Annotated in this window: 32 protein-coding genes; 1 reads left to right on the top strand and 31 read right to left on the bottom strand. The window is 66.4% G+C overall.

All coding sequences use genetic code 11. The features are described 5' to 3' along the window. Nucleotide 1 precedes the first annotated feature (1 nt). Genes PIJ50_RS13910 through PIJ50_RS13870 form a run of 9 tightly spaced genes read right to left on the bottom strand, consistent with a single transcriptional unit; the run spans nt 2 to nt 12,300 of the window. Nucleotides 2-1,048, bottom strand: a complete 1,047-nt coding sequence (locus tag PIJ50_RS13910; RefSeq protein WP_271976038.1) for a peptidoglycan-binding domain-containing protein — start codon at nt 1,046-1,048, stop codon at nt 2-4. Further along, complete coding sequence (locus tag PIJ50_RS13905) at nt 1,048-2,373, bottom strand: DUF3131 domain-containing protein (protein WP_271976037.1); 1,326 nt, start codon at nt 2,371-2,373, stop codon at nt 1,048-1,050. Before PIJ50_RS13905 ends, PIJ50_RS13910 begins: the two co-directional genes overlap by 1 nt. Further along, the gene (locus tag PIJ50_RS13900) at nt 2,370-4,217 is read right to left on the bottom strand and encodes a glycosyltransferase (protein WP_271976036.1); all 1,848 of its coding nucleotides are present in this window, start codon (nt 4,215-4,217) and stop codon (nt 2,370-2,372) included. Before PIJ50_RS13900 ends, PIJ50_RS13905 begins: the two co-directional genes overlap by 4 nt. A gap of 4 nt (nt 4,218-4,221) precedes the next feature. Further along, the gene (locus tag PIJ50_RS13895) at nt 4,222-5,382 is read right to left on the bottom strand and encodes an acyltransferase (protein WP_271976035.1); all 1,161 of its coding nucleotides are present in this window, start codon (nt 5,380-5,382) and stop codon (nt 4,222-4,224) included. Next, complete coding sequence (locus PIJ50_RS13890) at nt 5,379-7,466, bottom strand: DUF3131 domain-containing protein (RefSeq protein WP_271976034.1); 2,088 nt, start codon at nt 7,464-7,466, stop codon at nt 5,379-5,381. The genes PIJ50_RS13895 and PIJ50_RS13890 overlap by 4 nt, the downstream gene beginning before the upstream one ends. 6 nt (nt 7,467-7,472) lie before the next feature. Further along, a complete protein-coding gene (locus tag PIJ50_RS13885; protein ID WP_271976033.1) occupies nt 7,473-10,376 on the bottom strand; it encodes an ATP-binding protein in 2,904 nt (967 codons plus the stop codon). A 4-nt stretch (nt 10,377-10,380) separates the two neighbouring features. Further along, nucleotides 10,381-10,785, bottom strand: a complete 405-nt coding sequence (locus PIJ50_RS13880) for an ATP-binding protein (RefSeq protein ID WP_271976032.1) — start codon at nt 10,783-10,785, stop codon at nt 10,381-10,383. A gap of 1 nt (nt 10,786) precedes the next feature. After that, nucleotides 10,787-11,128 carry an STAS domain-containing protein gene (locus PIJ50_RS13875; RefSeq protein ID WP_271976031.1) on the bottom strand — a complete coding sequence of 114 codons (342 nt, stop codon included), beginning with the start codon at nt 11,126-11,128 and terminating at the stop codon, nt 10,787-10,789. After that, complete coding sequence (locus PIJ50_RS13870) at nt 11,125-12,300, bottom strand: PP2C family protein-serine/threonine phosphatase (protein WP_271976030.1); 1,176 nt, start codon at nt 12,298-12,300, stop codon at nt 11,125-11,127. The genes PIJ50_RS13875 and PIJ50_RS13870 overlap by 4 nt, the downstream gene beginning before the upstream one ends. 304 nt (nt 12,301-12,604) lie before the next feature. Between PIJ50_RS13870 and PIJ50_RS13865 the strand changes: the two genes are divergently transcribed. Beyond that, nucleotides 12,605-13,294: a superoxide dismutase gene (locus tag PIJ50_RS13865; RefSeq protein ID WP_271976029.1), complete on the top strand. Its 690-nt coding sequence runs from the start codon at nt 12,605-12,607 to the stop codon at nt 13,292-13,294. 230 nt (nt 13,295-13,524) lie between these two features. Here PIJ50_RS13865 and PIJ50_RS13860 read toward each other — a convergent pair whose 3' ends face one another. The 22 genes from PIJ50_RS13860 to PIJ50_RS13755 all read right to left on the bottom strand — a co-directional run bounded on the left by PIJ50_RS13860 (nt 13,525) and on the right by PIJ50_RS13755 (nt 24,249). Next, a complete protein-coding gene (locus PIJ50_RS13860; RefSeq protein ID WP_271976028.1) occupies nt 13,525-14,508 on the bottom strand; it encodes a tyrosine-type recombinase/integrase in 984 nt (327 codons plus the stop codon). Further along, nucleotides 14,505-14,675, bottom strand: a complete 171-nt coding sequence (locus PIJ50_RS13855) for a hypothetical protein (protein ID WP_271976027.1) — start codon at nt 14,673-14,675, stop codon at nt 14,505-14,507. Before PIJ50_RS13855 ends, PIJ50_RS13860 begins: the two co-directional genes overlap by 4 nt. After that, a complete protein-coding gene (locus PIJ50_RS13850; RefSeq protein ID WP_271976026.1) occupies nt 14,668-15,330 on the bottom strand; it encodes a hypothetical protein in 663 nt (220 codons plus the stop codon). Before PIJ50_RS13850 ends, PIJ50_RS13855 begins: the two co-directional genes overlap by 8 nt. Then, nucleotides 15,327-15,917, bottom strand: a complete 591-nt coding sequence (locus PIJ50_RS13845; RefSeq protein ID WP_271976025.1) for a hypothetical protein — start codon at nt 15,915-15,917, stop codon at nt 15,327-15,329. The genes PIJ50_RS13850 and PIJ50_RS13845 overlap by 4 nt, the downstream gene beginning before the upstream one ends. A gap of 179 nt (nt 15,918-16,096) precedes the next feature. Further along, complete coding sequence (locus PIJ50_RS13840; protein WP_271976024.1) at nt 16,097-17,299, bottom strand: Lar family restriction alleviation protein; 1,203 nt, start codon at nt 17,297-17,299, stop codon at nt 16,097-16,099. Then, a complete protein-coding gene (locus tag PIJ50_RS13835; protein WP_271976023.1) occupies nt 17,296-17,694 on the bottom strand; it encodes a hypothetical protein in 399 nt (132 codons plus the stop codon). Before PIJ50_RS13835 ends, PIJ50_RS13840 begins: the two co-directional genes overlap by 4 nt. Beyond that, nucleotides 17,691-18,092 (bottom strand): DUF968 domain-containing protein, encoded by a 402-nt coding sequence (locus PIJ50_RS13830; protein WP_271976022.1) that lies wholly within the window; start codon nt 18,090-18,092, stop codon nt 17,691-17,693. The genes PIJ50_RS13835 and PIJ50_RS13830 overlap by 4 nt, the downstream gene beginning before the upstream one ends. Beyond that, the gene (locus PIJ50_RS13825) at nt 18,089-18,553 is read right to left on the bottom strand and encodes a DUF1367 family protein (RefSeq protein ID WP_271976021.1); all 465 of its coding nucleotides are present in this window, start codon (nt 18,551-18,553) and stop codon (nt 18,089-18,091) included. The genes PIJ50_RS13830 and PIJ50_RS13825 overlap by 4 nt, the downstream gene beginning before the upstream one ends. Further along, nucleotides 18,553-18,747 carry a hypothetical protein gene (locus PIJ50_RS13820; protein ID WP_271976020.1) on the bottom strand — a complete coding sequence of 65 codons (195 nt, stop codon included), beginning with the start codon at nt 18,745-18,747 and terminating at the stop codon, nt 18,553-18,555. Before PIJ50_RS13820 ends, PIJ50_RS13825 begins: the two co-directional genes overlap by 1 nt. Further along, nucleotides 18,725-19,018, bottom strand: coding sequence for a hypothetical protein (locus tag PIJ50_RS13815; RefSeq protein WP_271976019.1), 294 nt, complete (start codon nt 19,016-19,018; stop codon nt 18,725-18,727). Before PIJ50_RS13815 ends, PIJ50_RS13820 begins: the two co-directional genes overlap by 23 nt. Nucleotides 19,019-19,020: 2 nt before the next feature. Next, nucleotides 19,021-19,320, bottom strand: a complete 300-nt coding sequence (locus tag PIJ50_RS13810; RefSeq protein WP_271976018.1) for a hypothetical protein — start codon at nt 19,318-19,320, stop codon at nt 19,021-19,023. Then, nucleotides 19,320-19,997, bottom strand: a complete 678-nt coding sequence (locus PIJ50_RS13805) for a Rad52/Rad22 family DNA repair protein (protein ID WP_271976017.1) — start codon at nt 19,995-19,997, stop codon at nt 19,320-19,322. Before PIJ50_RS13805 ends, PIJ50_RS13810 begins: the two co-directional genes overlap by 1 nt. Beyond that, the gene (locus PIJ50_RS13800) at nt 19,997-20,485 is read right to left on the bottom strand and encodes a siphovirus Gp157 family protein (RefSeq protein WP_271976016.1); all 489 of its coding nucleotides are present in this window, start codon (nt 20,483-20,485) and stop codon (nt 19,997-19,999) included. The genes PIJ50_RS13805 and PIJ50_RS13800 overlap by 1 nt, the downstream gene beginning before the upstream one ends. After that, nucleotides 20,482-20,715, bottom strand: coding sequence for a hypothetical protein (locus tag PIJ50_RS13795; RefSeq protein WP_271976015.1), 234 nt, complete (start codon nt 20,713-20,715; stop codon nt 20,482-20,484). Before PIJ50_RS13795 ends, PIJ50_RS13800 begins: the two co-directional genes overlap by 4 nt. Continuing rightward, complete coding sequence (locus PIJ50_RS13790; protein WP_271976014.1) at nt 20,712-21,170, bottom strand: hypothetical protein; 459 nt, start codon at nt 21,168-21,170, stop codon at nt 20,712-20,714. The genes PIJ50_RS13795 and PIJ50_RS13790 overlap by 4 nt, the downstream gene beginning before the upstream one ends. A gap of 115 nt (nt 21,171-21,285) precedes the next feature. Next, nucleotides 21,286-21,504: a hypothetical protein gene (locus tag PIJ50_RS13785; RefSeq protein WP_271976013.1), complete on the bottom strand. Its 219-nt coding sequence runs from the start codon at nt 21,502-21,504 to the stop codon at nt 21,286-21,288. Continuing rightward, nucleotides 21,504-21,866, bottom strand: a complete 363-nt coding sequence (locus PIJ50_RS13780) for a hypothetical protein (RefSeq protein ID WP_271976012.1) — start codon at nt 21,864-21,866, stop codon at nt 21,504-21,506. Before PIJ50_RS13780 ends, PIJ50_RS13785 begins: the two co-directional genes overlap by 1 nt. Nucleotides 21,867-21,868: 2 nt before the next feature. Further along, on the bottom strand, nt 21,869-22,081 hold the full coding sequence (locus tag PIJ50_RS13775) for a hypothetical protein (RefSeq protein ID WP_271976011.1): 213 nt from the start codon (nt 22,079-22,081) through the stop codon (nt 21,869-21,871). A gap of 321 nt (nt 22,082-22,402) precedes the next feature. Next, nucleotides 22,403-22,939, bottom strand: coding sequence for a hypothetical protein (locus PIJ50_RS13770; RefSeq protein ID WP_271976010.1), 537 nt, complete (start codon nt 22,937-22,939; stop codon nt 22,403-22,405). A gap of 75 nt (nt 22,940-23,014) precedes the next feature. Further along, nucleotides 23,015-23,242, bottom strand: coding sequence for a hypothetical protein (locus PIJ50_RS13765; protein ID WP_271976009.1), 228 nt, complete (start codon nt 23,240-23,242; stop codon nt 23,015-23,017). A 1-nt stretch (nt 23,243) separates the two neighbouring features. Next, nucleotides 23,244-23,600 (bottom strand): hypothetical protein, encoded by a 357-nt coding sequence (locus PIJ50_RS13760; protein ID WP_271976008.1) that lies wholly within the window; start codon nt 23,598-23,600, stop codon nt 23,244-23,246. A gap of 202 nt (nt 23,601-23,802) precedes the next feature. Then, a complete protein-coding gene (locus tag PIJ50_RS13755; RefSeq protein WP_271976007.1) occupies nt 23,803-24,249 on the bottom strand; it encodes a helix-turn-helix domain-containing protein in 447 nt (148 codons plus the stop codon). Nucleotides 24,250-24,253: the final 4 nt, after the last annotated feature.

Genomic DNA, 24,253 nt, shown 5'->3' with positions numbered 1-24,253 from the left:
CTCAGTCGATGCACAGAAGGCGGTCGACCAGTTCCACCGCCTGGGCTAGGGCTGCAACGTCGACGGGCGCGTCCAGTGCGGCGCGTGCGGCGGCCACGGTGCGGGGGCCGGCCTGTCCGTCCGGGGCGCCGGGGTCGAAACCTTCTTCGGCCAGAAGGCGCTGGAGCCGTTCCATCGGCGTGTCGCCCTCCAGACCTTCCAGCCGGCCGCAGACGTCGATGACCGTGGGCGCGGCCGCCGGCGGCGCGGGCGCGGCGGAAGTCGGTGCGGGGACCGCCGCCGTGCGCGTGGTGGGGAGGGCGGGGGGCGTGGACGGAGTTAAGCTGCGCGGCGGCAGGGGCTGAGGAGGTGCCGGAGCCGCATCCGCCGTGGGCGCGCTGGGTGTGCGCGGGGGAAGTGGGGGTGCCACGGGTGCCGCATCCGCCGTAACGGGCGTGCCCTCGGTTTCCGGCAAAAGCGATGGCCCGGACACCGCCGGGGGCAGGTCCAGCGGATCCTCCACCGTGTCGGGTGCGTCCGGTTGGGGGGCGTCGGGCTGGGGGGCGACGTCTGGTTCGGCCGTGGCCTGCACGCTGGGGATCGCGGCCGGCGGCGTGGCCGGGGGCGCGGGCGGTTCGGGTTCCGGCACGGGCGGCGGGGGCGGCAGCGACACCAGCCAGTCGCCCAGCCGTTCGGCCGCCGCCATCCCGCCGCCATCCGGCGTGCCTTGGGACGCATAGGTGCAGACGCCCGTTGTGGGAAGACAAGCGATGTCGATCCGCCATTCCGTCATCTGCCGGTCCGCCCCGAGGGAGGCGGTGGCGTCGGAAAACCGCCGGAAGCGGTAGGTTTCGAACGACCCCGTCTGCCAAGGCCCCGGAAAGCGGGCCGAGGGGACGTCCGCCTCGCCCCAGGCGATGTCACCGGAGTTGGGGGGTGACACAAGAAGGTTGCGCGGCGTGCCCGTGGGCGCGGCTTCGGGTGCGGGCGGTTGAGGAGCCGCCGCATTCTGGGCCGCCGCACCCGACGCGCAGACCAGCACGAGGAGAGTGGCAGCCCAGATTTTCATCACCGTCCCACCCCCAGAAGCGGGCCGTGGCTGCGGAAGGCCAGCGCGGCCAGCACCACGGCGTTGGTGTTCGCGGTGCGGGAGGTGTTCATCTCGCCCGACGCCTCGTAGATGCCTTCGGCCCAGCCCAGTTCGGGATCGGCAAGCTCTGCGACGCCTTCCACCAGCTCGTCCGTGTACTCGGTGTCGAACAGCGCGTCCCAGCCGAAGGCGGCCTTTGTGGAAAGGGTGCGGCGGCTGTCCAGCCGGTCGCCCGCCAGCGTCAGCACGGCCCAAGGGGCGCCGCCGCCCCAGACGGTGGAATAGGCGAAATAGGGGGCCACGGTGATATGCCCTTCCGTCACGGCCGTCAGGATGCCCGTGCTGCGATACCGCATCTCCTGCGCGCGATAGACGGCGGAGGCGAGGCGGTGCGAGGTCTGGTCGAAGCCGAATTCCAGACCGTCGAACAGGAACGGCTCGCTCGTGATGAAGGCGGGGACCTGGTTGCGGTTCAGGCGGGTGTCGGCGGGCACGTTGACGCCTTCCACGTCGCGGACGGTCAGGTTGTCTTCGGTCCGCAGGGCGTGCAGGGCGTCAAGGCCGTACATCATCAGGACCTTGCCGGCGTATTGTTCATAGCCGACGCGGCCCTCCTGATTTTCCACCGTCAGGCCTTCCACCACGCTGGCGCCGTTGAGCCGGCCTTCGCTGACCAGCCGCGACAGTTCCCAGCGCGACACCACATTGTCCACCCGGGCGGCCTGATCGGGATAGTTCCGCTCCACCGCCTCCAGCGAGGACAGAAGGCGCGCCATGTCCAGCGCGGACCAGCCAAGGCCCACGGCGGTCGGTTCGTTCAGGTAGTTCACCATGGCAAGGCTGCGCACGTCATAGGCCTTGTTGGGCAGGCTGCCTTCGAACAAGGGCAGCTTCGCCAGGCTGTCCAAGGCCTGCGACAGCCGCGCCTCCACCTCGGCATCGTCGATGAGGGCGAGGCGGTGGGCCGAGATCAGGGCGATCAGGAACGACCCCGTTTCCCACATGGTGGTGGACGGGTAGTTGTTGGCCGAATTGGCCAGCCCCGTGTCGGGGTTGATGTTGTTCTGGAAGTATTTCCACGCGATGCGGGCCTGTTCCAGCTGCGGTTTGGTCGCGGGTCCGGGTACGGACAGGGGCATGGGCACGGATTCGATCAGCGACAGGGGGCTTTCGGGCGGCGGGCGCACGAAGGGGTTGCGCAGAAGCCCTTCAAGATACAGTACCAGCGCCAGCCCCGCCAGAAGCGCCACGATGAAGACAATGTGGCTGCGGGCGCGGGCCAGGTTGCGGCGGAACGTGCTCATGCGGTGATCTCCTCGGTCTCAGTCACAGTCGTGGGCTCGGGCTCGGGGTTCCACAGGGCGGCGCGGATCATGCCCGCCATCGCCAGGCAGTTGTTGATGCCCCACAGGATGTTGGTGACGACGCCGGTCACGCTCCAGCTGCCATGGCCCAGCAGCAGCCAGGTCACGGCCCAGACGGCCGATACGGCGGTCAGCACGATCACCGCGATCTGCGGGCGGACAAGGCGCAGGAAGGTGCCGCTTTGCCGGTCCTTGGGCGTCACGGGGAACGAGATCTTCTGGCCCCGCGCCACGGCCCACAGCGCCTTCAGCCCGATCGGGAAGAAGGCGAGGTAGGACGTCTTGCTGGCATACCCCGCGATCCCCCACGTGCCCATCATCATCGCCAGTTCCAGCATCACAAGGAACGGGATGACATGGACGAAGAAGTCGGCGGTGTAGGCCGACACGGGCGCGATGCCGGTGAACAGATAGATCGCCGGCGCCAGCAGGAAGATGACGTTCCAGATCGACCCGAGATAGGACCAGAAGGTGGATCCGTACATCAGCCGCTGCGGCAGCGTCAGGCCGCGGCGGAACAGCGGGTTGTCGTGGAACAGGATGTCGAGGCTGCCGCCTGCATACTTGAAGCGCTGGATCGTCCAGGACAGCAGGTCCTGAGGCGAAAGCATCTTGCTTTCGATGGTGGGGTGCAGGACCGACTTCCAGCCGCGTTCCCGATCCGAATGCAGCACGATGGAGGTGTAGATGTCCTCGGACACGTGGAAGCGGTAGGGAGTCAGCACCTCGGCCACCACCGCCTCGGTCCGGATGGCGGCCATCAGTTCGGGGGCGACGCTGCGTTCGCGGCTGGCAAGGGTGACCTCTTCCTCGGTCTGGATCACGCGCCGTTCGACGCTGGCGCCAAAGGACCGGAGGGCGGCTTCCATCACAGCCTCGCGCCGGTGGATCGATCCCGCACCGCAGCAGAAGGCGGCGTTGGCCCAGTTCCGGCGGCGCAGGATCACGTCGTAGAACATCTGCGGGTCGCTGACGAAGGGATCGGCGCCGAAGGCGATGGTGCCGGTCACGGATTCCACCGCACGGCCCGTCCACCGCCCAAGGCGGCCGAGGCGACGGCCCAGCCGCTGGGTCAGCGTCTCGCCTTCCGGAAGGTCGTAGAACCATTGCGGCGTCTGCACCCATGCCACGCGCGGATCGCGGAAATGGCCCAGCGTGTGCTGCAGGATCGTGGGGAAGGGGCGCGTGTCGGCGTCGCAGATCACGATGAAGTCGCCCGATGTCCGCTCCATTGCGTTGCGCAGGTTGCCGGCCTTGTAGCCTTCGTTCGTGCTGCGGGTGATGTAGCCGACGCCTTCCTCCTCGCAGACGGCCCGCATTTCCGATCGGCGGCCGTCGTCCAGCACGTGGATGCGGATGTCGATGGGATGGGGATAGGTGATGGCCTTGGCGTCGCGGATGCCCAGCCGGACAAGGTCTGGATCCTCGTTGTAGGTGGCGAACAGCACGTCCACCGCGATGGCGCGTCCCGGCTCGGGCGTCGCGGGGTCCGTGTCCTCCACCAGCGCGGGGGGATCGGGCAGCACCACCGGCTGGTCGCGCCACAGGTTGATGACGAACAGGATCAGCCCGACATAGGCCAGCGTTTCGGCCAGCACGAGTGGGATCGCGAACCACAGCGCGTCCCAGTTCAGCGACTGCGTCCAGCGCCAGTGGATGTACCAGGCCCCGATGACAAGGGCGAGCGTGGCAAGGAACTGCCATGCCATCTCGCGCCACATGGAATAGGGAAGTGGCGCGGGAGGCCTGCGATCCTCGAACCGCTGGAAGTAGAAATCGGCCATGGCGTCAGTCCCGCACGGCGCCGCGCCGTTCCCACGGTGCGGGCCCAAGACCGATCGTCCAGGCGAGGAACGGGATTTTCGACAGCGCAAAGGCGATCAGGAACGCGCCGGGCAGGGCCACGGCAAAGCGCGAGATGACGATCATCCACGGCTCGATCCCGGTCAGGCCGGCGCGGTGCATCGCCACGTCGTAAAGGTCGATCACCAGCGGGTGGATCAGGTAGACCCCGAAGGTGTAGCGGGCGAACCAGCTCCACCTTGGGGACCAGTTGCCGTACTGGCTGGCCATGAACCCCAGGAACACGAAGAGCGGCATCAGGAAGTGGCCGTAGTAGGCCCAGTTCTGCCGCACGTTCCACGTGCCGTTGAACAGCGCCGCACCGAAGAAGGGCAGCGTCGCCATATAGGCGATGGCGATCATGTAGATCGCGCCCCGGCGCAGGAGCCGCGACTCCCCGCGCGGGATGCCGTCCTTCCACAGACCAAACAGCGCGAAGGCCGCCAGACCGTAGCCGACATAGCCCAGAACCTTCGTGGTGCGGATGATGTAGTCGCGCAGGTCCGGTTCCAGCCCCAGCCCCCAGATCCAGCCCTGCGCGTATTGCATCACGCCCAGCGTGGCGATGATGACAAGGCCGAACAGCGGGAAGCGCTGGCCCAGCCGCATCAGCGGAAAGAACAGGAACAGAAGGAACAGCGTGGGCAGGAAGTGCATGTGATACTGCGCTTCGCCCAGCACGAAATATCCCAGCCATTTCTCCGGATCGGCCAGCTGCGCCCAGATGGCCTGCGGATAGCCGAACTCGGTCGCCTTGATCAGGCGGAAGAAGGCGTAGAACAGTGTCCAGACCGCGAAGGGCACCAGCAGCCGCCGCGCCTGTTCGCGGATCGCCTCGCCATAGGCCGGTCGGCGGCGGTCCAGCTTGAAGGCCATCAGGAACAGCGAGAAGGTGAAGAACATCTCCGACCCCGACAGTTCGGCGAGGGAGCGGAGGAAGACGGGGACGAAGCGTTCCGCGGGGTCCGCGTTCGGAAAGACACCACCGGAAAAGTCGGTGGTGGAATGGATCAGCACCACCCCCACCGCGGCCAGCGCCCGGTTGGCGTCGAACCAGACGAGGCGCGGCTTGACGGTGCCGACGGCGGCCGTGGTTGCGTCCTTCATTGCGCCGCCCCCGCAGCGGGTGCCGGGGTGGCGGCGGGTGCTGGCGCGGGTGCGGCTGGAGTCGTAGCCGGTGCCGCCGCGGGTGCGGATGCCGCCGGGGCGGCGGGTGCCGGAACTTGGGCGGGTGTGGCCGGGGTGGTGGCAGGTGCCGCCGCTGGTGGGTTGGCCGGTGCCGGCGTAGTGGAGCGCGCGGGTGCGTTCGCCGGTGCAGCGGCCTGCGGTCGGGCGGCCGCGGGTGCGGCTGGGGTGGCGGGTGTTGCCGCGCGCGGGGCAGCCGCCGGCGCTGGTGCGGCGGCCGGGACGGGGGCGGGCAGGAGGGACGGTACGAAGACCGGGTTGGTCGACTGCGTCACCGCATCCGGCGTGGGTGGCGGGGGGGACAGGGTCGGCGACAGGGGCGGCATCGGACAAGCGTTCGTCAGGGCGGGCGCAGGCTCGGGCGGCGGCACAAGGTGGGGCGTGGGCGCACAGGCGGCGGCGGAGATGCCGGTTGCGTCCACGATGGGGCGGCAGAACTCGAACGCTGCGGCGGGCACGTCCGGCTCAAGCGCGGGCGAGGTGCCGCAGTTGCAGCAGGGGGCTTCCACGGCCTTCATCGGGTCGGGCATGCACTTGCGGGCGCGGGTGTCCGCATTCTCGAACGCGGTGTTCCACAGCTGCGTGTTGGTGTTGCGATATTGCAGGATCGGGCCCTGCACCTTGTAGAGCAGCGCGGCAAGGATGATGCCGTTGTTGTTGGCCGTTTCCAGCGGGATGATGCCGTTGCCGTTTTCGTACAGCCCTTCGTAGAAGCCGCTTTCCGGGGTGGACAGGTCCGCCACGGAATCGAACAGCAGGTCGGTATAGGGGGTGTCCCACAGGGCCCACATGCCCACGGCGGCCTTTGCCGCGATGGCCGAACGATCGGGCTGGTAGACGTCGCTCGGGTCCAGCGTGTTCCACGGGTAGCCGTCGGCATAGATCGCGTCATAGACGAAGAAGGGCGCGCCTTCGACCTGGTGTTCGGACCGCGCGGTCAGGATGCCCGTGCGTTCGAACCGCCGCTGCTGGACCAGATAGATGCGGTTGGCGAATTCAGCGCGCCAGCCCTGGCTTGCGACGCCGGGGCCGCTGTCGCGGTCACCGGGCAGGTCCCAGCCCATCTCCAGCCCGTCCAGAAGATAGCCTTCCGTCAGCACGTAGTTCTGGTTGTTGAAGATGCGCGGGTCGCGGGCGTCCACGGGCACGTCGATGTCGTAGATGTCCACGAACGTGTAGGGCCCCGCCTTCAGGGCGGCATAGGGATCGAAGCCCCACAGCGCAAAGCCCTTGGCTGCATATTCCTCGTAACCTAGACGGCCTTCCTGCACATAGCGCGTCTCGCCCTTGCCCGTCACGATGGAGCCGAAAAGGCGGCCATCCTCGTTGGCGAGGTTGCAGAAACTCCACCGCATCGGAATGTTGTCGATTCCGGCGGCCAGATAGGGGTAGCGTTCCTTCATGATCCGCAGCCAGACCATCAGCCGCCCGATGTCGAGGACGGAGAACCCGACCTCCCCCGGTTGGTTGGCGTAGTTCACCTTTTCCCCGGTCTGGGTGTTGTACACCTTGTTCGGCAGTTCCCCGCGGAAGAGGTTGAGGTTGCGCAGCGTGTCGATCAGCAGGTTCGCGCGCCGGTCGAATTCGCGCTTGTCGATAATGCCGAGTTCATAAGCCGAGACGAGCCCGCTGACATAGGAGGCCGTGTCCCACATCGTGGTGGAGGGGTAGGAGCCCACCGCGTTCACGAGGCCTGTCTTTTCCTGGAAGCGTTCGACGAAATAGGCCCAGGCGGTTTCGGCCATCCGGCGTTCGCGGTCCGTCAGGGGCCCGCGCCGCCCGATGGGGGTGGTCATGTCGATGGGGGGCGCCTCTGCCGCAGTGGGGGCCGGGGTCGGATCCTCGTTCGTGGGCAGGGCGGTTTCGGGGGTGGCCGGGTCCGTCGTCGGGGCATCGGTCACCCCCCGATCCTGGGCCAGGGCGGACCAGCCGAAGGTGCAGGCAAGGCAGGCCGCCGCCCCCAGATGGGTCCAGGGCTTCCGCCGGGTCAACGCGCGTTGTGGCATGATTTATCAACCCCCAGTTGTATTTAGTTCACGTAGGGCCCGCATGACCTGCATCAAGTCAGCGTGCAAAGTGCGAAGCGCGTCCCGATGGCCCGCCGGCCCGTCCGCGCGAAGCTGTCGTTCCAGCACGGAGGCCGCGCTGCCCAGATCCTTGGCCCCGAAAGTCCGTGCCAAGCCCGAGATGGAATGGCAGGCGCGCGCGATGTCCGCATCCGGCGCCTGCGGGTCGGCCAGTGTGTCGGCGTGGCGGCCCAGATCCGACAGCGCCACCTCGATCAGGCCGGACAGCTCCTCGTCCGAGAACTCGGCCCGCAGATCGTCAAGGCGGAAGGTCACGGGGGCGGCCTCGGCCGGGGTGCCGCCGGCATAGGGGGCCAGCGCCTCTTCCAGCGTCTGGCGGCGGATCGGCTTGCTCAGAAGGCCGTCCAGACCGGCCTCGCGGCAGCGGTCGCCTTCGTCGGGGCCGGCATGGGCGGTCAGCGCCAGGATCGGCACGGCGCGCGACGGCCCCCGCCCGGCGCGGATGCGGCGCGTCGCCTCCAGCCCGTCCATCTCGGGCATGGACAGGTCCATGAGGACGAGGTCGTAGGCCTGCCGGTCCGCCGCCTCCACCGCCTTGCGGCCGTTGTCGACGATGGACACACGGTGCCCCAGCCGTTCCAGCATGGTGCGCACGACGATCTGGTTCGTGGCGTTGTCCTCGGCCACAAGGATGTCCAGCGGGCGGGCGGCGCGCGGCACGGTCGCGTCCTCCTTCACCTCGGGCTGGGCGAGGGGGAAGGCCATCTCGATCACGAACTCCGTCCCTTCACCCTCGATGCTGGAGAAACGGATCGTGCCGCCCATCCGTTCGGTCAGGTTGCGGCTGATGGCAAGGCCAAGGCCCGTCCCGCCGAACTTGCGGTTGTAGGTGGCGTCCAGTTGGTTGAACCGTTCGAAGACCAGCGGCTGGCGTTCGGCGGGAATGCCCATGCCGGTGTCGCGCACCCGGAACACAAGGCGCACGGGATCGCCGCCTTCCGCCACGGCCACCGACAGGGTGACGGACCCTTGAGCCGTGAACTTGACCGCGTTGCTGACGAGGTTCAGCAGGATCTGGCGCAGACGGCCTGGATCGCCTTCCACCCAGGTAGGAACGCCGACTGCGATTTCGTGCCGCAGGGCCAGCCCCTTGGCCTGCGCCTGCGGGGTGTAGAGCGCCACGACCGCTTCGATCAGCAGGGGCAGATCGAACGGGGCGCGTTCCAGTTCCATCCGCCCCGCCTCGATCTTGGACATGTCGAGGATGTCGTTCAGGATCGCGAGCAACGCCTCGGCGCTGGACCGGGCGATGGCCAGCTGGCCGCGTTGCTCGGCGTTCAGGGGCGTGTCCGACAGCACGCTGAGCATGCCGAGAACGCCGTTCATCGGCGTCCGCAACTCGTGGCTCATGACGGCAAGGAAGTCGCTTTTCGCGGCATTGGCGCGGCGGGCTTCCTCGGCGGCGCGGGTGATGGCTTCCTGCTGCGCCACCTCGGTCGTCATGTCGCGCAGGGTTCCGGTCAGCGTGACGGGGCGGCCCACATCGTCATAGCTCATCTCGGCCGCGCCATGAACGAAGCGGAGGGAGCCGTCGCGGTGCAGCATGCGGCAGCGGATGCTGGTGGGGCGGCGACCTCCCGGAGGGCCATCCTCGTTCAGGACGTTCAGGTCGGCCTTCAGCTGCGGCAGATCGTCGGGATGGATGATCGTGTCAACATGCGGCGGGGTGGTGCCCGGTTCGACCCCGACCATCCGGTACATCTCGCGCGACCACACGATCTCTCCGGTGGCGACGTTGCGGCGGAAGCTGCCCAGACCCGCGATGCGCTGCGCTTCGGCAAGGCTGCGTTCGCTTTCGGCCAGCGCGCGGCGGCGGGCCATCTCCTCGGTCACGTCGCGGACGGTGGAGGTCATGAAGACGGGCCGGTTCTCCTCGTCCGAGGTGATCTCGGAGATGGCGTGCACGTCCACGATGCGGCCATCCGGGCGGCGCAGGCGATAGCTGATCTCGCGCTGGGCGGGGCGGCCGCTTTCCGTGGCGCGCTGGGTGGCCTGGCGTTCGCTTTCGCGGACCTTGGTCAGATCTTCGGGATGCACCAGCGCCTCGAACTCTGCGCCGGTCATCCGGCCGCCGGGTTCCAGCCCGAAGATGTCGGCCAGCCGGTCGGACCACCGCACCTCGTCCCGCACGAAATTCCACCGGAAGGACCCGATGCGCGCGATCCGGTGGGCGTCCGACAGTTCCTGCGCCGTGGTCTGAAGCGAGGTTCCCGTGCGTTTCAGCCGACGGCGTTGCAGCATCAGGATGGTGGCGGCCAGCGCCATGATGGCCAGCAGAAGGCCCGACAGCCACTGCACCGCTTGGCGCGCGTTGTCGATGCGGGTGCGTTCCTGCGCGGCGACGGCGCCCAGACGGTGGAACGCTTCGGAGACGTAGCGCAGGTAGGGTCCGCTGCGCATGGTGATGGCGTCCGCGACCCGCGACGCGCCCGCCGTGGTCAGCGTCCGGTCGGCCGAGGAGGCGTCCTCCAGCCGCGCCCGCAGCAGGCGCGCCGTTTCGTGCAGGGGGGCCGCGTTGTCGGGCAGCACGTCGCCGACGCCGGGGCGGGCCAGGAACACGTTGGTGCGGTGCAGAAGCTGGCGCGCCTGTTCGCCCAGAAGCAGCACGTCGCCTTCGCCGCGGAACCAGTCCTCGGACGCGTGCAGCGCGTTGTTGTAGCTGAGGTTCAGGTCGAACAGCTCGCTCCGCATGGCCGAGACGTCGACGGGTTCCAACTCGCGGTGCAGCACGAAGGGGGCCGCCAGCACCATGGCCAGCGTCATCATCACCAGAAAGACAACAAGGCCGAGGGCGATGCGGAAATCCGACGGCGGACGCGGGGGTCTCATCGCGTCACCCGTCAAACCGCAGGACAAGGCGGTTGCGGCCGCCTTCCCGCGTGGCGGTGACGCCGTCGGTGCACATCAGGATCAGGCCGATGCCGCGCCCGGATTCGGCGAAGGGGTCTGGCTCCTCCTCCTCGGGACGGGGGGCGAAAAGATCGGGGGGCAGGGCGGGGCCTTCGTCGGTGATCGCAGCCTCGATCCCGGCGGGGGTGCGGTGCAGGGCGATGCTGACGGTCTGGCCCGGCGCCAGCCCGCCATGGCGGATCACGTTGGTCAGGGCCTCCACCACCGCGATCTCGAACGCGGGCAGCCGGTCCTCGGGAAGGACGGCCTGCGCCTGCGCCGTCAGCTGCGGGGCGATGGCGTCGACCTCGGCCAGATCCGGGGGGATGGTGGCGCTGAACAGCTGCATCTCAGCCCGCGTTCAACGCGTCCAGCGCCTGCGCGCGGTCGGGCAGAAAGCGGAACACGCGGTCCATGCGGGTGATGCGGAACATCTGCATGACGCTGTCGGCGGGCTGGCACAGGATGATCTCCCCCCGCGTGCCCACCCGCTTCAGCAGGCCCACCAGCGCGCCAAGGCCGGAGGAGTCGACGAAGGACACCTCGGCAAGGTCGATCACCAGCTTGTCGTAGCCCTGGTCGATCATCTGCACCACCTCGTCCTTGAAGGCGGTGGCGGTGGCGGCGGTCAGGCGCGGCATGTTCGGAGTGACAAGGCAGATGCCTTGCCCGTGGGTGTCGGTGGTGATCATGCTGTGGGTCTCCTCTCCAGTGCCAGAACGGTCAGGTCGTCTTCCAAGGGGCGGCCGTCGCGCCATTCGGCCAATGCGGCGGCGACCCGGGCCGGCAGATCCTCGGTGCGGCGGTCGGTTTCTTGGGCGATCAGGGCGCTGAGGCGCTCCTCGCCAAAGGCGGTGCCGCTGGCGTCTTCCGCCTCGGTCGCGCCGTCCGAGCACAGGACGATGCGTTCGCCGGGCTGCAGGCGCAGGGACAGGTTGTGATACTCCGCCCCTTCCCACAGCCCGATGGGGAAGCCACCCTCGCCGATCAGGCGCACCGTCCGGTCGGGCCGGGCCAGCATCGGCATAGGATAGCCCGCCTGACAGAAGACAAGATCGCCGGAGGCTTCCTCCAGCACGCCCGCGAACATCGTCAGGTAGGTTTCATCGTCCGGCTTGTGGAAGCGGCCGTTCAGCACGCGCGCCAGACGGGCAGGGTCGGGGCGGCCGTCTTCGTCGGTGGCGTGCGTCGCGAAATATTCGGAGGTCACGAGGTGCCCGAACGCGACCGAGGTCAGCGCGGCCTTGATCCCGTGCCCGGACACGTCGATCGCGTAGAAGCCGATGCGGCCGGGTCCCAGCGTGAAATGCCCGAACATGTCGCCCGACACAAAGGTGGACGGCTGGAAGGCCGCGGCAAAGCCATAGTCGCCGATGGACCGCACGCCCAGCGGCAGCATCCGGCGCTGGGCCGTTGCCGCGGCTTCCAGATCCGTGCGGATGCGTTCATGCGCCTCGTGCAGGATGCGGGTCTTTTCCTTCATCTGCCGTTCGTGTTCCACCAGCCGGGCGGCGGCGCCGATGCGCACCCGAAGCGTGGCCGCGTCGAAGGGCTTGGTCATGAAGTCGTCCACGCCCGCGTCCAGCGCGTGCTTGCGATCCTCGTTCTGTTCGCTGCCGGTGATCATGATGATGTGGACGTAGCGATCCAGGTTCAGGGCCCGGATCTCCTGCGTCAGGCGCAGGCCGTTCATCAAAGGCATGTCGAGGTCGCAGACCAGAATCTGCGCCTCGGTCTGCATCAGAAGGGCGAGTGCCTCCGCCCCGTCGGACGCCTCCAGCGCCTGATGACCGAGTTTCGTCATCACGACCGACACGTAGCGGCGTTGGAGCGCGTCGTCATCTGCAACGATGATCAGCATCATGACCTGTCATGGACTTCTTCATGACAATCTATAGTTGTGTCTTTGTTCTGCCACCAGCTTTGGCCTGCTGAGCGCATGCAAATGTTTCGGATGTTCCACGCCTGCTAGGTGCAGCCTGCGCGTGTGTTGGCTTGCCCGGTTGGCTGGACGGCATCGGCGCGCCTGCCGGCTGTGGCTTCAAAGACGCGGTAGATAAAATTTTATATGCCGGATTTCGGCCCCTCAGCGGCATCCTGCCACAGCGGGCGGCTGGAACGGTCTTGGCTGACGCGTGTTCGTTCTTTTCATGAGGAGGAGACACGTCATGTTCCACAAGACCATTTTCGCCGGCGCCTTGGTTCTATGCCCGGTCGTCGCGGCTGCGCAGACGCAGGGGCCATTCGAGCTTCCGGATCTGCCCTACGCCACGGACGCCCTTGCCCCCGTGATCAGCGCCGAGACGATGGAGCTGCACCACGGCAAGCACCAGAAGGCCTATGTCGACAACCTGAACAAGGCGGTCGAGGCGGGTGACGCGCCGAAAGAGGCCTCGCTTGAGGAACTGGTCGCACAGGCGGGAACCTTCACGCCCGCGATCCGCAACAACGCGGGCGGCGTCTGGAACCACACCTTCTTCTGGGAAACGATGGCCCCGGTCGGCCAGACGGGTGAGATGTCGGCCGAGCTGTCGGAGGCGATCACCACCTCCTTCGGGTCCAAGGAGGAGTTCCGCGCGGCGTTCGAGGAGGCCGGTGCGGCCCGCTTCGGGTCCGGCTGGGTCTGGCTGATCGTCAACGACGAGAATGAGTTGGAGATCACCACGACACCCCATCAGGACAACCCCCTGATGGACGTGGCCGAAACGCAGGGCGCACCGCTTCTTGGAAATGACGTGTGGGAGCACGCCTATTACCTGACCTACAACAACCGGCGCCCGGAATATCTGACGGCGTGGTGGGACGTGGTCGACTGGGACAAGGTGTCGGAACGCTACGAAGCCGCCCTGGCTGATTAAGGTATCGGAGCAGGGGCGGGCCAACCGCCCCGCTTGCCGCGCGGGCGTGCAAGGAAGGTCTTGCAGCCCGTTTCTTCGTCAGCTACATACCCCTCAGTCTTGGTCTACGGCGGGTGGGCAGGCAGGCTATGCACCGGATTGCAAATCCCCGCGCAACCCCATGATTTTCCCTGATGTCGTGTTGAGAAAAGCGCCGGACAGAGCGTGAACAATCCGAGAATGTTGCGACGCTATTTTCGCCGTTCCTGAGCCTCTGTGGCCCGCGCTTTCTGCCGTGCCGGCCCCGCGTATCGCGCCACCATGGCGGAGGTTTTGTGGCCGGTGATCGCCATGATCATCTCGTCGCTGCACCCGGCCGCCGCCAATTCTGCCGCCGCCGAGTAGCGAAGCCCGTGCAGGTCATATGCCTCCGCGCCGATCTGCCGCCGCACCTCCAGAACCATGTCGGCCGCGCCGCGGTAGGAGGTGGCCTTGCCAGCTGTCCCCCAGGCGCAGATCGTCAGCCCGATACGGGGCGTCGCGCCCAAGATACCGGCAAGCCTCGGCGTCAGAGGCACCCACAGCTTGGCCTTCGTTTTGCCCTGCTGGACGTTGATTCCGCTGTTCTCGATGTCGCTCCATCGCATCTTCAGCACGTCCCCGATCCGCTGACCGGTCCCGAGGCACAGCTCGAAGATCAGCAGCGCACGACCGGTCGCCACCGTGCGGAACGCATCGATCTTGTCCTGCGGCCATGCTTCCCGAGGATCCGCATCTGACTTCAGCAGCGAGACACCCTTGGCGGGGTTGTCATCTCGCCATCCGATGTCGATCGCGTGCTCCATCAGGATGCGCCAGATCTGGACGATGTAGTTGGCAAAGCGCAGCGTCTTCCGGTTCGCGTCCCGCGCCCGGATCACATCCTTGCGCTGGAGACTGCCGACCGGCAGGGTTCCGACCTTTTCCTTCGTCCAGGCCAGCACCTTATCATAGTCCTGAACCGTCCTTAGGCTGAGGCGTCTATACCGATCGCTGGCCACGTAGCTGGCGATCAGCGCGTTGAACGTGCGTGGGCCGGAATAGCTCGCCCTCTCTCCAGCCAGCAGCCGCGCGTACTCGGCGGCGAAGGCTGGGGTATGGGCCTCTGCCTGGATGCGGACGGTGGGATAGCCGCGCCGCTGAAAATACAGCACCCCCTTCTTGTTGTAGACGTGGGCAGGCAGGCCTCGCTTCATCGGGTGAAGTCCACTGCGTCGAAGGCATCACCCGTCTGCGGCATTGCTGCTGGTTCGACCGTGATCGTGCCGTCGGGCTTCACTTGGACGCGAAGTCCTTGAGCTGCCCATTCCGACACGGCGCGCCGGATGTCTGCGGGCTTCATGATGGGACGCAATTCACCCATAGCATTTATCCTCGATCATAGGCGACCATTGTTCGGCGCAGGCGGCGGCCACGCCGGGGAAGGTGGCGCTGCGCAGTTTCCAGCGATCGGGGCCGGGGCTGGCGCGGTGGATCTTCGACCAGGCGGCGTGGCGGGCCGGTTCCTCGGCCTTGCGCGGCGGGGTCAGGCGGTTTGTGGGCGCCAGCTGCGGCAGGCCGCGCAGGTAGAAGCCCGTCGCCTTGAATGCTTCTTCCCCGAACCACCACGGCTGAACGATCTGGGGCCGGGGCAGGTCGGCCGGCATCAGAGCCTTGGCGTGCTTGTGCATGATCGGGTTCTCTACCGCGATCCGCGGCACCGGAGCCTTCCAGCAGGCCGCAAACAGGTCGGCGCCCTCCGCAAGCTCGGCCCACATCTCGTCCAGCGTCCGACCGCGGGGCGGGGCGCTCAGCCACCTCACACCGCTGTTGCAGAGTCGGGTGCAGGGGGGGTGCGCCACGATCAGCATATCCCAGCCGTCATTCAGGTGATCCCGCACATCGCCCATGATGTGGCGGTTGCTGCCGTCGTCGGCCGGCAGGAGGTCGCAGGACCAGACGTCATGCCCCCGCGCGGCGAAAGCGCGCCGCATGGTGCCGCTCGTCTCGCAGCCGATCAGGATCCGCATCGGGGTCATGCTCCACCTCCCGCCATTCCGGCCTCAACCGCAGCCACCCCTTCGCTGAGGGTGGCCAGTGCCCGCGCCGGATCGCTGCCCGTGCGCAGGTCGTGCTGGGCGTTCACCAGGTAGGCGAGGGCGGTGGTCGCGATGTCCCCCTTGCCTTGCGCCGGATCGGTCCCGCCGGATTGCGCGAGGGCGGCGCGGAGTGCGTCAACTTGCATGACCGGCACTGTGACAAAATGATGCTCCGGCCCGGCTTGTTCGCTCAGGTCGGCTATGGGTTTGGCTGCTTCCCACAGTCGCATCCCCTCGGCCTTCGCCTCCTTCTCGCGCGATAGGGCGGCATCGCGTTGGCTCCTCGCCTCGGCAAGAAGATCAAGCGTCTTTGCGTCGGTAGCTGCCCAATTCCTCTCGCAATAAGCCAAGGTTCGACCCGCCGCATCCAGTTCCGCCTCCACCTCGGCCACGCGGGCTTGCAGGCGTTCGATGGTCTCGGCGGCGTCTATCCTGTCGCTCCACAGAAGTTGGGTGCTTGGGTCACGCAGCCTGTCGGCCACCAGCCCCGCCGTCGCGTTGTCGTTGGTGGGGGTCCGGTCAGTCATGGCGCGCCTCGTTGCTGGCTCTGGGGGCGGGCTCGTGTAGCAATAGAAACGGGTGATCCACATGACGACAGCTTCCGCACAAGGGCGCACCACACAGGCTCATTCCGCAATCGATCCAGCATGTGCTGCCGGTAGGCTGGCCGCACCCTTCACAGGGCAGTTGCGTTGCTGGCTTTGCTTCATTCATCGTCCCGCTCCCCCGCGCTGCGGTTGTTCGCCGGATCGGTGAGGGCGGCGCGGATTTGCTCCACGACGGCCCAATCCTCCCCCTCAAGATATTCGCCGGTATTGGCTTGGTGGGCGTCCAGCTGCACCAGGAGTGTTTCCAGATCGCGGTGCGCAGCGTCCAAGGCGTCGGCTGCCTCTAATCGAAGGCGCGAAGGTTGATATGGTGACGGAGGATGCCGTAGCCGGTCGGCCAAGGGGGCGTCCGGCGAAGAGTGCCGGAACGCCTCGGCCAGATCATCATCAGACAGCTTCGGGATGCGGTCGATGATGTCCGCCGCCACATCGGTATCGGCCTTGGGCGCGGCGGGGCGGCTGGCAAGGGCGGCGTTGTCACCGATACGAAGCCCGAAGACTGTTCGGAAAATCGCGAGGCAGTCACGATATGCTTCTTGCCTACCTTCTCGCCGCCCGATTTCCCTTTCCGTCATCTGGACAGGGACACGTTGTTGCATATCCTTCTGTCGGCGCATGACTTCGGAATAAGCCGCCTCCACCAGCGCCGTGTTGTCCGTGGGCGCGGCATCCTTGAACAGCGGATGATACTTACGCCAGAACCGCTTAAGGACGGCCATTTCGGTCGGGCATCCGTCATCCTCAACGCACGGGCCTTCTTCGCTGTCCGTGGGCGCGGCAGAGGGCGGGGGTGAGGTGCGCGTGTTCCAGCGGTCAACAAGGTTCTCTTTAAAGCCGAACTCGACGTGAGAGGATGCACCGCACCGCTTGCAGTAGATCACATCGCCGCCGGCGTTATGCTTGCCGTCGTCTTCGTCCAGAGTAAGCCGATCCGGGGGACCTCCGCAGAACGGGCACGGCAGCATCTCACCGTCCACCGGCTCCGCTGCGGGCGCTGTCTCCTGCGGGGCGGGCGGGGTGAACGGCTCGAAGTAGCAAGCACCTGCGCCGTTGTCCCAAAGACGCAGCACGACAGGTTTCCCCACCTCCACCTCATCAAGGTTCGTGATGCCCCGCGCGGCGAGCGGGGACAGGCGCACCTCGATCGTTCTTTTGGGATCTACCGCATGCCAGTCCTGCAACAGACCGATCATTTCGGCGATCGACCAGGGGGTGTCGTCCATGTTGGCCGTGGCACGGATAGATCCTTCCTTGACGGCGACGATCTGCGCCCGCAGCCCTGCTTGTGTCGTGTGGGTCAAAGCCGGTCCTCCCATTCGCCGTTCCAGTCACGGCGCTGCGCCTTGCCGTCGATCCAGCGCCAGAAGCCGGCAGCCTTCACGCCCGGGCCATAGGTGGCGATCGTCAGGCAGGGGCCATCCAGCAGCTCGATGATCTTGTGGATTTTGTCGGCCGAGGTGATGAACTTGTCGCCAATGCTGCGGGTGATGTCCTCGTAGGTGCCGTCCGGTTGCCACACCCGCTCGACGTAGCCGCCCATCAGGATGAGGATGTCGATATCAAATGGGTGATCGTGGGCGTTGCCCTCATCTGCGCCGGTGAACCAGTGCAGGATCGCGCGCGAGGGCAGATCCCGCAGGTGCATCTTGTGGAAGACGCCGGACATGGTCTCGAACTCGACAGCGATGCTGTTCATGACTGCCTCCATGGGCTTGTGAATTCCCCGGCCAGCATGTCTGCGACCACGGGGAGATAATCGGTGTCAGGCCCATTCGCGGCTTCCCACGCGGCCTTGTTCTGGTGGATGGCCTCGGGGCCGATCCGGTGATGGGCAACGCACAGCGGGATCGTCTCGAAGTCGCTCCGCTTGCGGCTGCCATAGCGCGCCGAGATGCAGTGGTGGACCTCGACCGGACGTGCGCCGCAGATGACGCAGGGGCAGGCGGCCACGGCGGCCATGTGGGCCTTGGCGTCGGGCGACGTGCGCTTCGGCTTGACCTTGATCGGCTTGCGCTGCCGGAAGACCGGCTCGATCCGTTCGACCCTTTCAGGCTTCAGGCCGAGGGCGCCTTTCATACGGGCGATGAAGGTCATGCGGCCTCCGGCGTGATGCTGGCGATGATCTGCCGGATCTCCGGCCATTCCGGCGCGCTAGACACCCACGGGGCCAGTTCGGCGCGGATCAGTTCGCAGGCGTCGGTGCAGAAGGCGTGGAACTCCTCCTCGCCCATGCTGGCGAAGTTGGTGCTGCGGAACACGATGGCGTGGCTGGTGCCGTCCGGTGCAGGCTGGGGGAGGGGCACGGCATCATACCAGCCCTTCTTCAGCTTCACCCACTGCTTCAGTGCATCGATGTTCGTCTGAGCCGGGCCGCGATTGATCGCCTTCGCCAGCTTGCCCAGCATCAGGTGGAACAGCGACGAGAACTTGCCGTTCCGATCCTTGTCCAGCTTGATGCGCAGGCGGCAGCCCTCGGGAAGATCTGCCAGATCCTCCTGGTATTTGCCGTAGGGCACGATGGCCTGCCCGACACGTTGTCCCCAGATGGTTGGCATCACGCTCCCATCGCCTCCCGCGCGTCCAGCACGCGGTGAACCCACGCGCGCACTTCCTCCGCCTGGGCGTCGTCCTCGACCTCCAGCACGGCAAGGATGCGGTCCTCGATCAGCGAGCGGGCAATCCAGCCGTCCGCAATGATGGGCTGGATCAGCGCCCACATGCCGGTGTCACATTGAGGGATGTGGGGCATCGCTATCGGCTCCTTCGGTGGGGGGGTGAGGGGCAGGGCGAGGATGAGACGGAAGGTGCATCCAAGCGATCGGCGGATGATCCTTGGAGAACATCACCCAGCGTTCTTCTTTCGGCAGCCAACGGGTCATGGTGACGGTCTGACCGTCGGAGGCGGCAGCGAAGATAGTGGGGGCGGTGTGGATGCTGCGCTCCACCTCCTTCTTGCCGATCACGCGCATTTCGGTGCGGGTTTCGCCGCGGGGCGCGGACGCCATGTCGAAGTTCCACACGATCAGACCCTCCATTCGCATTGGAACGGGATCTCGTCGTCGAAATCATTGGACCGGCCCGAGGGGCGGCCGCCGGCGCCATACCCATTGCCGCCACGCGGTTCCTGCTGGCCACGATCATCCTCGCGGGGCTTCGGCTCCGTCATCAGCACGGTCACGCGGCCCTCGGCGTCGGGGAGCGGCAGGGCGTCGAATACGAGGGAGAAGCCGCCCTTGTCGCGCGGGAACGCCGCGCCGATCTTGACCCAGTTGGTCTTGCCGTCTTTGCGGGGGCGGGGGGAGATCAGGTCAAAGCGCTGCATCAGGCGGCCTCGTTATAGCTGTCGGGGGATTGGCGGGCGGGATCGTCGATGGCGGCTTCACCTGCTGCCTTGAACGCGGCCTTGATCTGCTCATAGGCTGCGGGGTCCGCGCGATGCAGGGCCTCACGGGCCTCGCGCTCGGCCGCGAAGTATTCCGACAGGTCCTGCTTGGTCTTGCGCTTGGCGATGCCGGCCATCAGGCGCTCGGAAATGGCCGCGACGTTGACTGGCGGGGCATCCACGCCCACGTTCTCCCGGCTCTTGTCGTAGAGGGCGAGGCCGAAGGGGTTGCCAAACGTCATCATCGCCCGCTTCATGGCGTCGGTTTCGGCTTCCTTCAGCGCGCTCTCATGGGCCTGCCCCACATCGCGGTCGATGCCTTGGCCGAAGCCGCATCCGTCGCGGGTGACCGTGCGACCATCCGCCAGCGTGACCGTGACGCGGACGCGGGCCATGTAGTCGACCCGGATCTTGCCCGACACGTCGCGCGGCTCGCCCAGCTGGCGAATGTCGACGGTCTGCCGGTCCCACGCGCCGAAGCCGAAGATGCGGTTCATTTCGGCGATCGCGTGCCAGCCTTCCACATACGAGACGCCTGAGCCGCCTTGCGTGCGCTGCTTGACGTGCGCCGGGTCCAACTTGCGGGTGAGTTCGGCCGAGGCCTTTTCCCAATTCATCAGAGCACCCGCACGCTGAGGGTGTCTTCGCCGCGCACCAGGTAGGCTCCCGGCACGTCCTCGCCCGCATCGATCTGCTTGCGGATCGCGGCCTTGTCGGGGGTTCGCGTGACCTTGCAAAGCTGCGTTGGCACAGAGGCGTCGTCGTGGATGTGGACGGCCACCGACCCCTGTCGCATGGACAGGGTGGCGAGGGGGCGCTCCACCTTCTTCTGGCCGGTCGCCCGCAGCATCTCGCGCACGGCGGCCTTGTGGGCATCGCGGCGGCTCTCGATCCGCTGCCGGCGCTTGGCCAGCGCGTCTTCCTGCGCCTTGATTGCCTGAGCCAGCGCCTCGTCGGCCTGCATGGCGGTGAGGGACCGGTCCATCAGGTCCAGCACGTCGGTCTGGCTGTCCAGGCTGTCCATGAACAGGTCGCCGTCGTCGCGGTAGGGGTCGAGAAGGGCGGCGATCCGCTCGATCAGCGGGATGTCGATGCGCATGTTCATTGGGAGGCTCCCATGTGGCGGAGGATGGTCTTGGCCCGGTCATGCTCGGCGCGGGCGGCGGTGAAGCGGCGGCGGGCCGAGGCGCGGACCAGATCCGGCACGTAGCCGCGGGTGAAAGCGATCGGCGCGCACTCGGCCAACTCGGCCTCGGCGGCATCGTGGCGGATGCGGGCGAGGCGGATCTGACCGATGCCGAACTCGTCGCGGTAGAAGGGCGGGGCGCTGATCATTCCGACCACTCCACGAACCGGGCCTCGGTGGCCTGTGCCAGTGTGGCGTCGGTGCGGCGGTCGGTGTCGGACGCGATGCCGAGGATGCCGATCAGGCTGAGGCAGAACACCAGAGCGATGGCGCCGTATTGCGCCGTGGCCCGCCAGCGGGGTTCGTCGTCAGCGCTTGCCGCGGTGAAGCGGTCGATGCGGCGCTCCCAGTAGGTCGGGGCGTAGCCGGCCAGCGTCAGGACGCGGTCGATCTCCTCCTGAACCTCGGGCATGGCGTCGCCGTCGTGGCGCAGGGCGAAGGCCACGCGCTCGGCGAAGGTGGCGTTGGTGCAGGTGGTGCCGTCCAGCAGGACGATCTCGGCGTCGCGTCCACCGTGGCGCAGGACGGAGGCGGCGCTGGCAATCCGGGAGGCGGCGCGGGTGCGGCGGGTGGACAGGGCGGGGGGTAGCACTTCGCAGGTCATGGCGTGGCTCCGATGAATGAAAGGCTCCAGCCACGTGCCGACTAAGCGGCGGGGTCAGTGTGGCTGGAGAGGTGCGCCGCGGTGCCGGGACGGGCAGAGGCTGCGGCGGGGAAAGCTATTCGGCGGCGATGCTAAGGTTGCGCATGTAGCGGGCATCCACGGCGGCGTTGGCGGTCACAGCGCCCCAGTCGCTGCCAAGGCGCGCGGCCAGCAGGCACATGTCGGCCAGCGCATAGCCCAGCAGCTCGCGGTCGGAGACGGCGTCCCCGGCGTCAGGGTGGTGGGTCTTGAGCAGGTCGAGCATGGCGCCGGCGTGATCTGTGGGTAGCGGCATCAGTGATCCCTCCGCAGGTCGTTCTGGTGATCCGCCCAGTCCGCCTCGGCGTCTTGAGCGGCCTCCGCCGCCGCTTGGTCGATCCGGTCCGCCACCGCCTCGCAGCACCGGTCGAACTCGGCATCCCCGACGATCAGCGCGAAGGTGTGGGGCGGGCAGGTCCAACCGCCCATCTGCACGTTGACCAGATTGCCGGTCTCGGTGTCGAAGGTGGCCTCGAACTCGCTGTCACCGGCGCCGGGGAAGTCCGGCTCGATGGTGACGGTGACGGTCGAGGGGTAGAAGCGGCTGCGACGGCGTGCCGGAGGACCGGCAACGAGGCGCAGGTTCTGGTCAAGCGCGATGCGGCCGTGGATGCCCATGATCAGCACCGCACTTCTTCGACAGGCGACCACTGGCTGCGGTCGAGGTCGATGACGTCGGAGGCGGGGTGCACCGGATACACCGGGTAGAATGCGGGCAGCGGGGCCAGCGAGACGCGGGTGCTGCGATAGCTGGCGAGGGCCAGGCCGACGAGGACTGCGGGGATCGGCGCGGGGCAGTCCGGGTCGAGGTCAAAGGCGGGGTGGTAGGTCATGGGTGGCTCCATCTCAATGTCGGTCGCAGGGTTCACGTTGCCGCCTGCTGATGAGATGAAGGTAAGCCAAGAAATTTAGCACGGCAAGAGCTATTTGCTAAATCAGTTAGCTTTTATTTCTGCGCCTGCTATCCTACCCCTGCCAGCGTGGTGCTGGCGGACGTGAAAAAGCCCCGCGAGGGGCGGGGCGGGATGATGACAGACGATCAGGTTAGAATGGTGGTCCGGGCGCGAAACAGGAGCTACATCAGTTTTGGCGTGAGCCTAGTGTCTTTGGGGCTTGCCCTATGGGCAGACGGCTGGTTCGATTGGTTGCGATGATCAACGCTTCGTGCCATCAGCCCACTCCCATAGTACCTGAAGATGCCTTTTGTCGAATGCATCGGTCGCGTAGATCGAAAGATGCCTAGTTGGCCGAAGCGCATGAGGGGCATTGGATAGGGACGTTTGTCGTCCGCCAGCCCCGACCCCATGCTGGCAGGTGAGTTCCTTTTTCGCCATGTTTTTCGCAAGAAGAAGCGGTTGAGGCTCCCATGACGAAAATCCGTCATCGCGCGCAATCTCATCCGGATGCACTAGGCCTGCACCACGGTGCTTGTAGCGATATCCTGTGATCGTGAACCCAACTTCTTCAAAGTTCCTGGCCACGATATCAACTTTGACCCACCCCTCAGTCTTGTCGATCGGGTGGGATGAAATCTCGAAAGCTGGATCCTTTCGGCGCTGCGATGCTAGAGCGACACGAGCAGTCAGGTGTCCGCTCCATGCTTGCCACCCCGTGAAGCATGCAGCGAGGATTGCGACGATCAAGGCAAGACGCGCTTCAGCTATCTCGTAACCTAAAATCGTCCACGTCATTCTCGGCTCCGGCCACTCAACGCTGATAGCATTGCCGCCTGCAAGGTGTACCCGCCGACGATATGGCGCCGGCACCTATTGCTCATCCGCCACCCTTATCAACAGATCAGCAACAGCTCGTGATAGCCGCGGGATGGCGCCATCTTGGCCCTCCGCCGCCGCCGCAAAACCCCGCGCCAGATCCTCCTTCGCCTCGGCTGACGGAGCGATCGCATCCGCCATGCCCACGATGATCGTCAGGGCGGCCTCTAGTGTCTCGTTCAGATCGCGCTCAAGCTGCTCGATGCGTTCGGCGTCGGTCATGTCAACGATCTCTCACCAATGGGTGGCACAGATGGGCGTAAGCGGGATGTGCCTTGGCTAAATTCATCAAGTCGCCTTCGCCGGTCTCCACGACATGCCGATACGCAACGAGAAAAGGGAGGAAGTCGCCGCCATCCTGCGGGATCTGCCCGATCTCGCTGGCCATCGTCGGAGGCGGCAGTTCGTCCATGTCGATGCCCAACTCGCGGAGGGTCTTCGTCTGCGGAACCCATATTCCGTACTGCTTTGGTACTTCTGAAGGCGCGCTTGCTTGGCGGAGGTGCTGAGAGAGCCAGGCTAACGGGGTCCGCCGCTGCATGGTTGCAATGAAGCGCCAACCCACGATCACATTGTCCAACTCAGACCCGATCATTGCGCTAGCGCGAAAGCTGTCATTCCCGCTCCCTCCACGGTTGACCGACGTGCGACGTTCCGCTTAGAGTGAAGAACAAACAGGAAACAGGTAGGCTTGGGACGGTGGGCGACGACGAACGGATCGATGCGTTGAAAGCTGCGGCAGCAGCATCCGGCTTGACCATCGATCTGCTGGAGCATCTAACTCACGACCTTTCTCGCCAGGCGTTCCTGAGTGTCATGGGCAAGGCGTCGTCTATGCCTTCATACATGAAGTCCAGCGACAGCCCGTATTTGCTTCGCAGCGCAAGCGCGCCGTCCAGAGACAAGCGATGAGTGCCGGCCTCCCATAGGGACAGCGCCGAACGCTTTACCCCAATGCTTGTGGCATAGTCCTCCTGCCGCGGGCACTTTAGCACCACCTCTCGGTGCCACTTGATGCGCTCGGCTATGTCGGCGAAGGGTCTGGGCTTGTCCTGCTGCATGTGGGCAAGCTTATCGTGCCAACTGAGTTGGCGCAGCAATGCGATGTTGGCTTGACGAATGCTAAATGGTTTAGCATAGTCGAGACTATGAATAAGCGCTCCGTCCATCAGATCACCGACACCCTGACAAGCGCTGCGATCTGCGCCGCGCTGGAAGTTGGGCAGCACTCCA

It is taken from the genome of Falsirhodobacter sp. 20TX0035 (assembly GCF_028307215.1).
In the GTDB taxonomy this organism is placed as follows: Bacteria; Pseudomonadota; Alphaproteobacteria; order Rhodobacterales; family Rhodobacteraceae; genus Falsirhodobacter.
This window is presented reverse-complemented; position numbering and strand designations above follow the sequence as displayed.

Bases quoted from the DNA above. Each gene is read 5' to 3' on its own strand.
- PIJ50_RS13775 (WP_271976011.1), bottom strand. From the start codon at position 22,081: ATGACCTACCACCCCGCCTTTGACCTCGACCCGGACTGCCCCGCGCCG.
- PIJ50_RS13880 (WP_271976032.1), bottom strand. From the start codon at position 10,785: ATGCAGCTGTTCAGCGCCACCATCCCCCCGGATCTGGCCGAGGTCGAC.
- PIJ50_RS13900 (WP_271976036.1), bottom strand. From the start codon at position 4,217: ATGGCCGATTTCTACTTCCAGCGGTTCGAGGATCGCAGGCCTCCCGCG.
- PIJ50_RS13785 (WP_271976013.1), bottom strand. From the start codon at position 21,504: ATGCCGCTACCCACAGATCACGCCGGCGCCATGCTCGACCTGCTCAAG.
- PIJ50_RS13895 (WP_271976035.1), bottom strand. From the start codon at position 5,382: ATGAAGGACGCAACCACGGCCGCCGTCGGCACCGTCAAGCCGCGCCTC.
- PIJ50_RS13780 (WP_271976012.1), bottom strand. From the start codon at position 21,866: ATGGGCATCCACGGCCGCATCGCGCTTGACCAGAACCTGCGCCTCGTT.
- PIJ50_RS13875 (WP_271976031.1), bottom strand. From the start codon at position 11,128: ATGATCACCACCGACACCCACGGGCAAGGCATCTGCCTTGTCACTCCG.
- PIJ50_RS13830 (WP_271976022.1), bottom strand. From the start codon at position 18,092: ATGACCTTCATCGCCCGTATGAAAGGCGCCCTCGGCCTGAAGCCTGAA.
- PIJ50_RS13835 (WP_271976023.1), bottom strand. From the start codon at position 17,694: ATGAACAGCATCGCTGTCGAGTTCGAGACCATGTCCGGCGTCTTCCAC.
- PIJ50_RS13865 (WP_271976029.1), top strand. From the start codon at position 12,605: ATGTTCCACAAGACCATTTTCGCCGGCGCCTTGGTTCTATGCCCGGTC.
- PIJ50_RS13825 (WP_271976021.1), bottom strand. From the start codon at position 18,553: ATGCCAACCATCTGGGGACAACGTGTCGGGCAGGCCATCGTGCCCTAC.
- PIJ50_RS13765 (WP_271976009.1), bottom strand. From the start codon at position 23,242: ATGACCGACGCCGAACGCATCGAGCAGCTTGAGCGCGATCTGAACGAG.
- PIJ50_RS13870 (WP_271976030.1), bottom strand. From the start codon at position 12,300: ATGATGCTGATCATCGTTGCAGATGACGACGCGCTCCAACGCCGCTAC.
- PIJ50_RS13910 (WP_271976038.1), bottom strand. From the start codon at position 1,048: ATGAAAATCTGGGCTGCCACTCTCCTCGTGCTGGTCTGCGCGTCGGGT.
- PIJ50_RS13905 (WP_271976037.1), bottom strand. From the start codon at position 2,373: ATGAGCACGTTCCGCCGCAACCTGGCCCGCGCCCGCAGCCACATTGTC.
- PIJ50_RS13885 (WP_271976033.1), bottom strand. From the start codon at position 10,376: ATGAGACCCCCGCGTCCGCCGTCGGATTTCCGCATCGCCCTCGGCCTT.
- PIJ50_RS13845 (WP_271976025.1), bottom strand. From the start codon at position 15,917: ATGACTGACCGGACCCCCACCAACGACAACGCGACGGCGGGGCTGGTG.
- PIJ50_RS13860 (WP_271976028.1), bottom strand. From the start codon at position 14,508: ATGAAGCGAGGCCTGCCTGCCCACGTCTACAACAAGAAGGGGGTGCTG.
- PIJ50_RS13890 (WP_271976034.1), bottom strand. From the start codon at position 7,466: ATGCCACAACGCGCGTTGACCCGGCGGAAGCCCTGGACCCATCTGGGG.
- PIJ50_RS13820 (WP_271976020.1), bottom strand. From the start codon at position 18,747: ATGCCCCACATCCCTCAATGTGACACCGGCATGTGGGCGCTGATCCAG.
- PIJ50_RS13850 (WP_271976026.1), bottom strand. From the start codon at position 15,330: ATGACCCCGATGCGGATCCTGATCGGCTGCGAGACGAGCGGCACCATG.
- PIJ50_RS13810 (WP_271976018.1), bottom strand. From the start codon at position 19,320: ATGCAGCGCTTTGACCTGATCTCCCCCCGCCCCCGCAAAGACGGCAAG.
- PIJ50_RS13800 (WP_271976016.1), bottom strand. From the start codon at position 20,485: ATGAACATGCGCATCGACATCCCGCTGATCGAGCGGATCGCCGCCCTT.
- PIJ50_RS13770 (WP_271976010.1), bottom strand. From the start codon at position 22,939: ATGACGTGGACGATTTTAGGTTACGAGATAGCTGAAGCGCGTCTTGCC.
- PIJ50_RS13855 (WP_271976027.1), bottom strand. From the start codon at position 14,675: ATGGGTGAATTGCGTCCCATCATGAAGCCCGCAGACATCCGGCGCGCC.
- PIJ50_RS13790 (WP_271976014.1), bottom strand. From the start codon at position 21,170: ATGACCTGCGAAGTGCTACCCCCCGCCCTGTCCACCCGCCGCACCCGC.
- PIJ50_RS13795 (WP_271976015.1), bottom strand. From the start codon at position 20,715: ATGATCAGCGCCCCGCCCTTCTACCGCGACGAGTTCGGCATCGGTCAG.
- PIJ50_RS13805 (WP_271976017.1), bottom strand. From the start codon at position 19,997: ATGAATTGGGAAAAGGCCTCGGCCGAACTCACCCGCAAGTTGGACCCG.